8 protein-coding genes are annotated in these 12,027 nt (G+C 59.8%); 4 read left to right on the top strand and 4 right to left on the bottom strand.

The genetic code is table 11. From position 1 onward, the window contains the following. Positions 1-51: 51 nt before the first annotated feature. The 4 genes from SX1_RS12815 to SX1_RS12800 form a co-directional block, all read right to left on the bottom strand. Positions 52-1,038 (bottom strand): MBL fold metallo-hydrolase, encoded by a 987-nt coding sequence (locus SX1_RS12815; RefSeq protein ID WP_019053312.1) that lies wholly within the window; start codon positions 1,036-1,038, stop codon positions 52-54. Between the two features lie 103 nt (positions 1,039-1,141). After that, the gene (locus tag SX1_RS12810) at positions 1,142-3,427 is read right to left on the bottom strand and encodes an arylsulfatase (RefSeq protein ID WP_255209752.1); all 2,286 of its coding nucleotides are present in this window, start codon (positions 3,425-3,427) and stop codon (positions 1,142-1,144) included. A gap of 239 nt (positions 3,428-3,666) precedes the next feature. Continuing rightward, the gene (locus SX1_RS12805) at positions 3,667-5,925 is read right to left on the bottom strand and encodes an arylsulfatase (protein ID WP_019053310.1); all 2,259 of its coding nucleotides are present in this window, start codon (positions 5,923-5,925) and stop codon (positions 3,667-3,669) included. A gap of 37 nt (positions 5,926-5,962) precedes the next feature. Further along, complete coding sequence (locus tag SX1_RS12800; protein WP_019053309.1) at positions 5,963-7,252, bottom strand: MFS transporter; 1,290 nt, start codon at positions 7,250-7,252, stop codon at positions 5,963-5,965. A 375-nt stretch (positions 7,253-7,627) separates the two neighbouring features. Here SX1_RS12800 and SX1_RS12795 point away from each other — a divergent pair, with 375 nt between their 5' ends. The 4 genes from SX1_RS12795 (at position 7,628) to SX1_RS12780 (ending at position 12,010) form a co-directional block, all read left to right on the top strand. Beyond that, on the top strand, positions 7,628-9,730 hold the full coding sequence (locus tag SX1_RS12795; protein ID WP_019053308.1) for a PQQ-dependent dehydrogenase, methanol/ethanol family: 2,103 nt from the start codon (positions 7,628-7,630) through the stop codon (positions 9,728-9,730). Between the two features lie 43 nt (positions 9,731-9,773). Next, the gene (locus SX1_RS12790) at positions 9,774-10,391 is read left to right on the top strand and encodes a nuclear transport factor 2 family protein (protein WP_019053307.1); all 618 of its coding nucleotides are present in this window, start codon (positions 9,774-9,776) and stop codon (positions 10,389-10,391) included. A 19-nt stretch (positions 10,392-10,410) separates the two neighbouring features. Beyond that, positions 10,411-11,286 carry a LysR family transcriptional regulator gene (locus SX1_RS12785; RefSeq protein ID WP_043145665.1) on the top strand — a complete coding sequence of 292 codons (876 nt, stop codon included), beginning with the start codon at positions 10,411-10,413 and terminating at the stop codon, positions 11,284-11,286. Between the two features lie 205 nt (positions 11,287-11,491). Further along, entirely contained in the window at positions 11,492-12,010 is a 519-nt protein-coding gene (locus SX1_RS12780) for a nuclear transport factor 2 family protein (RefSeq protein WP_019053305.1), read from the top strand. The last annotated feature ends 17 nt before the right edge of the window (positions 12,011-12,027 follow it).

Here is a 12,027-nt window from a genome sequence, read left to right as displayed (position 1 = left end):
TATATAATATTACTCATAAGATTATTATTATATGTATCGCGATTTATAATTCTATTTGGCTAGATCTATCGATTGAAGATCTTTGCCAATTAAGAGAGGGCCACTGTAATGCGCCCTTATTTCTTGTTCGACGACCTGCGTGGATTGAGGGGTCAGGAAGCCCGCGATATGCATCAGAACCAGCTTCTTGACGCCAGCCTTGGCGGCGAGCTTGCCAACTTCCTGCGGCGTCAGATGTTCGAGCGTCATGTGCGCGGCAAGTTCGGTGCGAACTGATCCGCTGTTGTCCACAGGCGCCGCGTCGACGCGCGGCGGCAGGACTTCGCTGACCAGAATGTCGGCGCCTTTCGCCAAGGCAGCGACGGCGTCACTTGGTCCTGTATCGCCAGTGAACACCACGGATCCGCTGGGCGTATCGAACCGATAGGAATAGCTTTTGTCGACCTTGCCGTCAGGCCCGACGGACTTGTGCCCGAAATGCGAGTTCTCGACCGCCGTAACCCTGACCTTGTCGTCAGAATAGATCAGGCCCGGCTGTTTGTCGTGACCGACAAAGCGCGTCTTGGCCTGTGGCAGGCTAGGGATGCCAGCGCGAAAAATCCGCTCCGAGACGCTTAGATAGCGCAGCGCTGCGTCGACCAGGAATTCGGTCGCGGGCGGACCATAGATTTCGACCGGCGGCCCTTTGGCGCCGCGAAGCCCCGTACCGATCCAGTTGAGCGACATCAGCGGTTCCAGTCCCGCCGTATGATCGAGGTGATGATGCGTGATGAAGATTGTTCGCAGCGCGCCAATTGGAAATCCGGCCGCTACAAACTGATGCGCGGTACCCGCGCCCGCGTCGATCAGGTAGGGCGTGCCGTCGATGACGAGCAGGGAAGCAGGCTCCGACCGCTCAAGGTCAACGACCGGACCACCCTTAGTTCCCAACAGGATGATCCTGTCCTGCTCGGTCGGCGTTGCAGCGGAGGGCTGAGCCGTCGCGGCCCCTGACATTGCGGCAAAGGCAGTGGCCGCGAGCAACAAAAAGCGTGTCATTCCTTGATCTCCGGACGAAATCCTTGGTTGGGGCGCGGGCCCCCTGATGGTCGGAACCGGGCCGGGCCATCACATGCGGGCCCGGCCTTGTTCCAGTGGAGCATCACGATGGTTTGGCCGTGCCGACCGTCACTTTCTCTATCTCACACCCGCAGGTCCGCGGCCCGGTGCGATCGTCCAGCGCTGGCCGCCCGATAATCGCTTCGCCGGCAAGGATACGAATGATGCGATCGACAGGTGCAGTCTGGGTCACCTTACCGTCGACCTTCATGGTCAGCGTGAAGCCCTTGTCCGCAGGAACGAATGCGACCGAAATCTCATGAGTGCCGGGAGCGAGCGCGCCGCCGCCCTTCACTGTCCGGCGCTCCTGTGCCCGGCCCGACGGATTATACGTAAAGACCGGCACCCCGTTTTCCAGCGATAGCGCATAGCCCGACGGCACGCCCCCCTGGTTGAGGATCGGCCCGTTCTCCATGCCCTGAACGGTTACCTTCGCAACGGCTTCCCAGCCCGGCGTCAGTTCGGGGAAGGCAGCCGCCGGATAGCGTATGTCGCTAGGATAGTAGACATGGGCGACATTGGCTTCGATCGCTGGCGGCCGGAATTTCGAGTTGATCCGTTCAAAGAAATCGGCGGACAAGGGATAGATGTTGAACTTTGCAGCAGCCTTGTCGAAATCCGCCCTCAGTTCGGCGAGTTTTTCGGGATATTTGGCAGACACATCAACGGTCTGGGAATAATCATTATTCAGATTGTAAAGCTGCCAGGTCGCTTTGTAGGGATTGGTCTTATTAGGGCCCCAAGGCTTCCAGTTCACGTCTGTTCCTGCCAGCCAGCCGTCCTTGTAATAGGCGCGGCTGCCAAGCATTTCGAAATATTGCTCGCGATGGCGGGTCGGGGCTTTAGCGTCCTTAAAGGTATAGTTTAGCGCCACGCCATCAATCGGTTGCTGCACAACGCCATCCACCTTTTCCGGAGGTGCGATGCCGATGGCCTCATAGATGGTGGGGGCGATATCGATCACATGACTGAACTGGGTGCGAACGCCGCCCTTGTCGGCGATGCCCTTGGGCCATGAAATGACCATGCCATCGCGCAGTCCGCCCAATTTGGACGCGACCGTCTTGCCCCAGGGGAAGGGCGTGTTGGTGGCATAACCCCAGCCGACCGGATAGTTGCTCAGCACATGCTCGCTGCCAAGTCGGTCGATGTCTTTCAACATGTCTTCGTCCGAAGGCTCGATCCCTGCGAACAGCGAATAGACATTGTTGGTGCCGCGTAGATTGTGCAGCGCCGCGCCATTGTCACCCTGGATGAAGATGATCAGCGTGTTGTCGAGTTGTCCGGTATCCTTCAGCCGCGCGATGATCCGGCCGAACTGATCGTCGGTATAGGCAAGCTGGGCGGCAGCGACCTCCATCATGCGCGCATAAAGACGCTTCTGGTCGGAAGACAGGCTGCTCCACGCGGGCACACCCGGCAACGGCGGCGCCAGCTTCGTATCGGGCGCGACCACACCCATTTTCTTTTGGCGAGCAAGTATCTGTTCGCGGACGACATCCCATCCCATGTCGAACTTGCCTTTGAACTTGTCGATCCACTCCTTGGGCGCCTGCTGCGGCCCGTGCATGGCGCCCGGCGCATAATAGGCAAAGAAGGGTTTGTCGGGGTTGGAGCCATTTTGCGCGCTCATCCAAGCGAGCAAATGGTCGGCCATGTCCTTTTCGAAGATATAGTCGGGATCGTTGGGATCACGGCGGACGCCGATATGATTTTCAAGCAACGGCGGATTGGCCTGATCGGTCCCGGCGGCGTTGAAGCCATAGAAATAATCGAAGCCCATGCCGCTCGGCCAGTGCGTGAACGGTCCCATCGGCCCCAGTTCCCAGTCTGGCGTATTGTGGTTCTTGCCGAACCAGGCGGTGTCGTAACCGTTATTTTTCAGCACCTGGCCCAGAGTTGCCGCGCTGTCGGGGATGACAGATGTATAGCCCGGCTCATCCACGGACACGTTGCTGATCGATCCGGATCCGACCGCATGATGGTTGCGTCCGGTCAGCAGCGACGCCCGCGTGGGCGAACACATGGCCGTCGTGTGAAACTGCGTGTATTTTAGTCCATTGCGCGCGAGCATGTCGAAATTGGGCGTGGGGATCGGCCCGCCGAACGTACTCGACGCGCCAAAACCGACATCGTCGGTCAACACCAGCAGGACATTGGGGGCGCCTTTGGGCGCCTTGGGAATATTGGGATAATAGCGCCAGCTCCCGTCAGCCTGCGTCCGCAGCGGTTGCTGCTGCTGCTGCGCAGATGCCGCGTCGCCACCAGCCTGTGCCAAAGCCTGCCCACTGAGGGAGGCGACGAGGCCGGCGGCAATCACACGCGTCATATCCTTCGCCAATCGCGCACGCACCCGCTTCAGATACCCTTGCCGCATCATCAGTCCTTTCCCAATCTTCTTGTCGACCCTGCTTGCGAAGGCCTTTGCTTTCCGCCGTTAGTCGGTAATCAAGCGCGCCGTCGTGCCAGAGGGGGTATCCGGCCAACTTGAGCGCAGTGCATATTGGCTCATACGCTTGGCGACTTGTTCCTGTGTGCACCCACAGGGGGCAACCGGGCCGGATATTTCTATCGCGCGCCGGTTTCCTTCTCCTGGCTGATGGTTACGGACAGCAGCCGCCCTTGATAGGCAAAGGGCAGTTGCATATCGTCGGCGACAGATTCATCACCCAGTTGCCCAACGGAGCCGGCAAGGCCGAGGAAAGAGGACGACATGGGTGTAGTCTGGCGAGCCACTTCCTTGCCATCGACCGACAGTTCCAATGTCCCTCCCCGGCCCGGCATGGCGTCCGGGACGAAACGCCCCATAATGCTATGCTTGCCTGGGGAGAGTGGCTCAGACCCGCTCAGCCGGATGGCGGTATCGTGATCGGAGGGATCGTAGAGAAAAACCGGCTTGCCATTGATGACGAAAAGCCCCCAGCCCATCGCCCAGCCGCCTTGCGCGACCAGGGTTCCGTCCCCTCCTGCCGATGGAACATCTACTTGTGCGCTGGCTGACCATCCGGTCCGCATCAGGCTGGGGAAGGCGCCATAGTTGAACCGCGCCGTGCTGGGATAATATGTCACACTGTTGCGTCCCCCCAAGATCGACGGACGGAAACGAGCATCAAGACGGCTGAAGAAATCGGAGGTCAAAGGGAAGACGTTATTCGCCTTCGCAGCCGTTTCGAAATCGGCCTGCAAGGCGGCGAGCTTTTCGGGATGTCTGGCCGCCAGATTGACGGACTGCGAATAATCCCGATTGAGATCGTATAATTCCCACTTGAATGCGAGCGGATCGACATGGGTCGGACTATGATCCCATGTCGGGCGTGCCGGGACCGTATTGGCGAGCCAACCGTCCTTATAAAAACCGCGATTGCCCATTAGTTCGAAATATTGCTCAGTATGGCGGTTCGCGGCCTTTGCCTCACGAAAGGTGTAGGCAAAACTCACGCCGTCGATCGGCATCTGATCGACCCCGTTCATCTGCGTGGGCGGAGTAATGCCGATCGCTTCGTAGACGGTCGGCGCAATATCGATGACATGGGTGAACTGCCCACGGGTCTGTCGCTGGTCGGCGACATGGCCCGGCCAGGATACCACCATGCCGTTCATCGTGCCGCCAAGATGTGACGCAACCTGCTTGGAATATTGGAAGGGCGTGTTCATCGCATAAGCCCATCCCGCCTGATACACGCCCGCGCTGTGCGGCCCTCCCAGACTGTCTTCCTTGCCAATCATCTGATCCCATTCAGGATCATTGTTGTTCATCGAGGCATATTCATTGTTCGTACCCCGCGGTCCGGCCTCTTCCGACGAGCCATTGTCGCCCTGAACGTAGATGATCAGCGTATTGTCATATTCGCCAAGCCGCTTGAGTTCGCCGATTACCCGGCCGAATTGATCGTCGAAGAAGGCGAGCTGGGCGGCGTAAACTTCCATCATCCGCGCCGACACTTTCTGCTGCTCGGGCGTAAGGGAATCCCATGCCGGGAGAGCGGCTTCACGCGGATTGAGGCGCGCATTCTTGGGAATGACGCCCATTGCCTTTTGCCGCTTGAATATCTCGACGCGCAGCTTGTCCCAGCCCATATCAAACTTGCCGCGAAACTTGGCGATCCACTCCTTGGGTGCCTGCTGAGGGCCATGCGCTGTACCGGGCGACCAATACATCAGGAAAGGCGCATCTGGGCGCAACGACTTTTGCCCGCCCAGCCACTGGATCGCATGATCGGCCGTATCGCGATCCAGAATATAGTCGGGCTTGCCGATATAGGGGCGGATGGTGTTGAGATTTTCGGTCAGGATCGGCGCGAACTGGCTGGTTGCCGGTCCATTGAAACCGTAAAAATAGTCAAAGCCCAGCCCCAGTGGCCATCGGTCGAACGGCCCGTAGGGCGTCAAATCCCAAGGAGGCGTATTGTGATTCTTGCCAAACCAGGAGGTGTCATATCCATAGGCCTTTAGCACCTGACCGATCGTCGCGGCAGTTTTCGGGATGGACGCATTATAGCCGGGCGCGTCCATCGACACCTCGGATATGGCGCCAAACCCTACCCGATGATGGTTACGGCCGGTCAGCAGCGCGGCGCGCGTCGGGGAGCACATCGCGGTCGTGTGGAAATTATTGTATCGAACACCCTGCGCCGCCAGTGCATCATAATTTGGCATGGGAATGAGCCCGCCAAAGGTGCTGCTTGCCCCGAAACCGACGTCGTCGGTCAGGACGATGAGGATATTGGGTGCTTGGGCGGGAGCCTGCGGGCGGGCGGGATAGGTCTTGAATGCGGGCTGCGGCGCGGCGACGCTACCGTCGCTGGCAAGAACTGCAGTTGCCGGCATAACCATTGCTGTGGTTGCAGCTATCAGCTTGATCCAGTTACGCACGGTCGCAATTCTCCTTAGTAATTGTCGGCAGCGCCATGATGCCGGTTCGCTCTGCCCTGCCGATGATCAACACCCATGCGATGCACAGGGCGACAGGGATAAGAGCGGCGAGCATGAAGCCGCCGACACCTGCTACATGAGCGACCAGCCAGCCGCCGGCCAACGGCCCGCAGATTGCACCCGATCGCGTGACGGCGATTGACAGGCCGACAAAACTGGACAGCAGATGCTGCGGATAGAAAATCATGCCAAAAATGGTGATGGCGATATGGGCGCCGGAAATTCCTACGCCTATGGCCAGTAGCAGGAGTGCCCAGAGCGTCCCGCTATAGGCAGTGACGGCGATGCCGATCAGTCCGGCGGCTGCGCAAAGATATCCGCCAACGAACGTCCCGACCGCGCGACCCCGATCCAACTGATAGGCGAAAAAAAAGCCGCCCACGATGCCGCCAAACTGAAACAATCCGCTGAGCCGTGCGGCCGTGTCTACCGGCATGCCACCACGAGGCAGCAGGGTCGGCAGCCAATTTATCATCATATAGATGAGGAACGTATTGGTCGTCGCCAACCCCAGGAGCAGCAATGTCTTGATCCGGTGGGCAGGCAAGAATAGCTCAAAAAGCGGAGAGGCTGAAGGCTGCCGCTTGGTTGTGGTGGACGAAGACGGGATCGCCTGCTGATGCGACGGCATCAGGATCACCAGACCGGCTATTGCGATCAGCGTCAGCAGCCCCGCTATCACGAACAGCGCCTGCCAATTGCCTATTCTCACCACCGGCGCAACAATCAGTGCGGCCATCACCGACCCCACGGGGATCGCCGTATTGACGATCGCCAGAATTCTGGCGCGCATGTGCATGGGCGCGATGTGGGCCACGCTGGCCGTGACATTGGGCAGGCACGCGCCAAGGCCGATGCCGGTCAGCAAGCGCCAGACGACGAACGCCGAGACATTGTCTGCTGTGGCGGTGCCGAAAGTAGCCCCCGCCGCCAGCATGCCCGTCCAGACGATCATGCGCTTGCGGCCGAACCTTTCCCCCAGCGGGGCGAGCAACACCGATGCGAGACCGATACCTATCAGGACGGCGGAGAGGCTGAGGGCGAAGGCAGAGGGAGGCTGGCCCCATTGCGCGCTCACGCGTGGCACGGCGAGCGGCATTGCAGCGAGGTCCAGCCCTTCGATCAGCATGAAGAAAGCGCAGAAGAACAGGATTGCGACGGTTCGCGCTGTTAGCCGGTCATGAACCGTGCCAGAGGCGTTGATCGCCTGGTCAAGCATCATTCCCACCTCTCCTCGCCAGCCTTCTGGCTTTATCCGCCGCCGCCGCTGGCACCGCGTCTATGGTGCAACGCATAGGCCCACCTAAGACGGGAGAGAACGTGTTAAATCGATAGGGAGTGATAGCATTTTACCTATCGCGACCTTTCGCTTTTTGGGGTTCCCCTAGCCCCCTCTGAAGGGCCATTGAGGGCTATAAGCTGTCTCCAGAGAACAGGGGAAAGCGCGGACGAAAGAGGATGGCGAAGAACGGCAAGAGGGGTGATAACAGGCGCGGGTCAAAGGCCGCTGGCGTTGGCGGCTGGCGCAATCCGCTTCCGATTTCATCCTTACGCGCCTTGTCGCACCTGTTCGCCTGATGGGCTGAGAGGTCGTTACATGAAGGGCATCGCAAGACTGGCGTGGATGGCAGGCATGATCGCCTTGCTGAGCGCCTGTGGCGGGACGGATCGACATTCCGCCACCCGCGATGGTGCCGACTGGCCGACGACCGGCGGGACGCTTGACGCCCAGCGCTTCAGTCCGCTCAACAGCATCAACCGGGACACGGTGGGCCGACTGGGCCTTGCCTGGTCGGTTGATCTCGACACCAATGCCGGTCAAGAAGCCACGCCGATCATGCGGGACGGCACCCTTTACATCATCAGTGCTTATGACGTGGTGCGCGCGGTGGACGCGCGGACCGGCGAGGTGCGCTGGACCTATGACCCGCAGGTGCGTGCGGCGGCCGCCCGCTCATGTTGCGGTCCAGTGTCGCGCGGCGTAGCGGTGGAAAACGGGCTTGTCTATGTGGGGGCGCTGGACGGTCGCCTGATCGCGCTCAATGCGCAGGACGGCACAGTGCGCTGGCAAGTGCAGACGCTGGACGACGCCTGGCCGCCCGCTGTCAACTATTCGATCACGGGCGCGCCCCGCGTCATCAAGGGGCGCGTCATCATCGGCAACGGTGGCGCGGAATTCGGCGCGCGCGGTTTCATCACCGCCTATAACGCCCAAAGCGGGAAGAAAGAGTGGCGCTTCTACACAGTGCCCGGCAAACCGGGGACTAGGGACAATGCCGCATCCGACGCGATGCTTGGTAAGGTGCAATCGACATGGAACGGGCAATGGTGGCGCTGGGGCGGCGGTGGCACTGTGTGGGACGCGATCGAATATGATCGCGAACTTGACCTGCTCTATTTCGGCGTCGGCAATGGCAGCCCGACAAATCATGGGCTGCGCAGCGACGGCAAGGGCGATAACCTATTCCTGGCCTCAATCGTCGCTGTCCGTCCCGATACCGGCGAATATGTCTGGCATTATCAGGAAACACCGGCCGAAAGCTGGGACTATACTGCGACACAGCCGATCATCCTTGCGGACCTCGAAATAGGCGGGAAAATGCGCAAGGTGCTGATGCAGGCACCGAAAAACGGGTTCTTCTACATTTTGGACCGCGCGACCGGCGAATTGCTGTCCGCCGACCCCATCGCCAAGACGACATGGGCCAGCCACATCGATCTCAAGACCGGGCGCCCGGTGGAAAATCCGGATGCCCGCTACTATCGCACTGGCAAGACGACGATCCTGTATCCAAGTTCCGGCGGCGCGCACAATTGGCAGCCCATGTCCTACAACCCACAAACCGGGCTGGTCTATCTTCCGGTCATGGAAATGGGCATCCCGCTCAGCCAGGGTGGCAGTCAGACGCCGGTCCCCGGGGTCTATAACACCGGCACCGATATGCAGGGCGGAACCGCCTGGAGCGCGGAACAACTGAAAACCATCCGCCAGGATACAAAAGGGTTCCTGATGGCGTGGGACCCCGTACGGCGAAAGGTCGCATGGAAGCGCGAGCTGGCTGCCAATTTCAACGGCGGCGTGCTTTCGACGGGGGGCGGCCTGGTGTTCCAGGGTAACGCAGAACGGAAATTCGCCGCTTATGATGCCAAGAATGGGGAATTGCTCTGGCAGTTCGATGCGCAGACCGGCATTGCCGCCGCGCCGATCACCTACGCGATCGATGGCATTCAATATGTCGCGGTCATGGCCGGATGGGGTGGCGCATGGCCGATGCTGGGCGGGCAATTGGCGGAACAGCCGGTAAACGGGGTGGGGCCAAACCGGCTGCTGGTGTTCCGCCTCGACGGCAAGGGCATCCTGCCACCCCTCCCGAACGCAGCGCCTCGGCAGCTCGATCCGCCGACCGAAACGGCATCTGCGGACCTGATTGCGCGCGGTAACGGTCTCTACGGTGAAAACTGCCTGCGCTGTCATGGCATGGCGGCGGTTAGCGCCAGCATGGTGCCCGACCTGCGGCACAGCGGCGCGATCCACAGTGCCGACGCCTTCAACCAGATAGTGATAGGCGGCGCGCTCAAGGACCAGGGAATGCCCGGTTTCAGGACGCAGATCACCGCATCCGACCTTGAAGCGATCCGCGCCTATCTCATCCATCGCGCCAATCAGGATGCGAAAAACAACGGGTCTGGCACCCGGTAACGCGACGTACGTCAAAGTTAATCAGCAAAATAGAGGATTTTCCATGACCATCGAGGCCAAGTTACATGCTCTCACCGAAGCTCTGGCGCGCGTTGAAAAGCGCGCGCAGGCGGCAGAAGACTATATCGCCATTTCCAATCTCCAGCGGACCTATGGCTATTATGTCGACAAGTTCCAGTGGGAACAGGTCGCCGACCTGTTCGCCCGCGACGCGATCATCGAAATCAACGCGCGCGGCAAGTTCAAGGGGCATGAGCGTATTCGCGAATATATGCGCCATTTCGGGCCGGCCCAGCGCGGCGTGCTGATGAACCATATCCAGTTGCAGCCAGTCATCCACATCGACGAGGATGGCGAGACCGCGCAGGGCCGCTGGCGTGCGATGATGCAGGTCGGCGAATTGGGCGGTGTCGCCCGCCTCGGCGAAGCGATCTACGAAAATCGCTATATCAAAGAGGATGGTGTCTGGAAAATCGCATCGCTGCGCGCATACCAGACCTTCTACGTTCCCTATGAAGGCGGCTGGGGCAAGGAAGCCCTGCCCCTCGTTACCCATTTCGACGACCTGGAGCCGGACGAATATAGCGAACCCTATCCGGTCTTTCCCGATGTCTTTGTTCCGCCCTATCACTACACCAATCCCGTGAGCGGGAGGGAGTGAGGAGGAAACGCGTGTCGCGATGTTGACGATCCGGCAGATGATCATCTTTGCCGCCGTGGTCAGGCATGGCAGTTTCCGTGCCTGCGCGGAACAGGCCGGCCTCACCCAGGTGGTCGTGAGTGCGCATATCCGCGAACTCGAAAGCAGGCTGGGCGTGTCGCTCTTTGAGCGGCGCCCCGGCCATGCTGCCGCATTGACCACGAAAGGGCAGCATGCGTTCGAACGCATCTCCGCGATCCTGGCCGACCTGAACGATCTGCAACGCGAACTGACGGGCGAACAGACCCGCAGGACACTGAACCTTACGACCTATGGCTTCATCATGCTGAAGTTGCAGGACAGGATCGACGCCTTCGAGGACGCAAGGCCGCAGATCGAACTGCACATTCGGCTTGATCCGCCGGATAATCGGACGCTGGCTATGCAGGTGCATCGCGGCGAGGTCGATCTCGCCTGCTTTTATACAATGGATCAGGATGAAGTTCCGGGCAGCGTACATGTCGGGCATGAGCAGCTAGCCATCTACGTCGGACCGGACCATCCACTGGCCAGTGCAAAAGGTGTGACCGGCGCAGCGCTCGGCCGTCATCCGGCCATCATGCTCCGGCATGAAAATCCGCAACGCCGTCTGACCGATCTGGCGTTGGACCGCATCGGTGCTGTTCCGGGCAAGATCATATTGGAAACGGACGCGCTCGCGCTGATGCTCAATAATGTGCGTCGCAACCGCGCCTGGATATGCTTGTTTCAGGATTCGGTAGACGACATGATTCCCGGGCTTGTACGCGTGGACCTTGCCACGCCGTTGCCGCCTGTCGAGATCCGGCTGCTCTCACGCCCCTCGGCGCGGCATGACCCCAATCTGATCGCCCTTCGCGACAGTTTTTGCGGATAGAGGTCCGCAACGATGCACGAGCCGCGGCGGAACATGCCGAAATCGGTCTTCATGCCATTCTGGCCTGACAGGTCCCTAGCTCCAATGCCTTAAGACCGGAGCCGTGTCGGGCCTTGCAGTATCCCTAACGAATGTTACTGTTATCTAAACAACCAAACACGCTTTGCCCCGTCGGCGTGAGCGAAACGAGGAAGAGGATTTTAAGATGCGAGATCAAACGCCCGTCACGATCCTGATCCCGGCGGCGCAGGTGCCCGAAGGCCAGACTCCGCCTATGATCGCAGCCGATCATGATGCGCTGCTGGCCAGCGACGATCCACGCCTGCGTGCCAACAAGCAATTGTGCTACGATATGTATCGGACGTTGTTGCAAGCCGGTCGCGCCGACCGCGTGCGTGAATTCATCGGTCCTCACTATATTCAGCACAACCCCAATGTCGTCAGCGGTGCCGCCGCGCTGGAAGAGTTCATTCGCAATTCTCGGCCCGAACGACCGATTGAGGATCGCATTGCATTGCCCTTGACCGCCATCGTAGCGGAACGAGACATGGTAACGTTCGTGTTCGTGCGCCAGGAAAAGGATGAGGCTGGCGATACCTATTACACGAGCTGGTTCGACGTTTTTAGGGTCGAAAACGGCCTGATCGTCGAACATTGGGACCCGGCAATGAAGAGCGCGGAGATGCTAAAACTGGACCCGAACAAGAAGCGGATCGATCCCTGATTCCTGCTCGATTTCAC

The sequence above is a fragment of the Sphingobium xenophagum NBRC 107872 genome (genome assembly GCF_000367345.1).
In the GTDB taxonomy this organism is placed as follows: Bacteria; Pseudomonadota; Alphaproteobacteria; order Sphingomonadales; family Sphingomonadaceae; genus Sphingobium; species Sphingobium xenophagum.
Note: the sequence above shows the minus strand (reverse complement) of the source record. Positions and strands in the feature narration are given on the sequence as shown.

Bases quoted from the DNA above. Each gene is read 5' to 3' on its own strand.
- SX1_RS12810 (WP_255209752.1), bottom strand. From the start codon at position 3,427: ATGACGCGTGTGATTGCCGCCGGCCTCGTCGCCTCCCTCAGTGGGCAG.
- SX1_RS12805 (WP_019053310.1), bottom strand. From the start codon at position 5,925: ATGCCGGCAACTGCAGTTCTTGCCAGCGACGGTAGCGTCGCCGCGCCG.
- SX1_RS12815 (WP_019053312.1), bottom strand. From the start codon at position 1,038: ATGACACGCTTTTTGTTGCTCGCGGCCACTGCCTTTGCCGCAATGTCA.
- SX1_RS12800 (WP_019053309.1), bottom strand. From the start codon at position 7,252: ATGATGCTTGACCAGGCGATCAACGCCTCTGGCACGGTTCATGACCGG.
- SX1_RS12780 (WP_019053305.1), top strand. From the start codon at position 11,492: ATGCGAGATCAAACGCCCGTCACGATCCTGATCCCGGCGGCGCAGGTG.
- SX1_RS12785 (WP_043145665.1), top strand. From the start codon at position 10,411: ATGTTGACGATCCGGCAGATGATCATCTTTGCCGCCGTGGTCAGGCAT.
- SX1_RS12790 (WP_019053307.1), top strand. From the start codon at position 9,774: ATGACCATCGAGGCCAAGTTACATGCTCTCACCGAAGCTCTGGCGCGC.
- SX1_RS12795 (WP_019053308.1), top strand. From the start codon at position 7,628: ATGAAGGGCATCGCAAGACTGGCGTGGATGGCAGGCATGATCGCCTTG.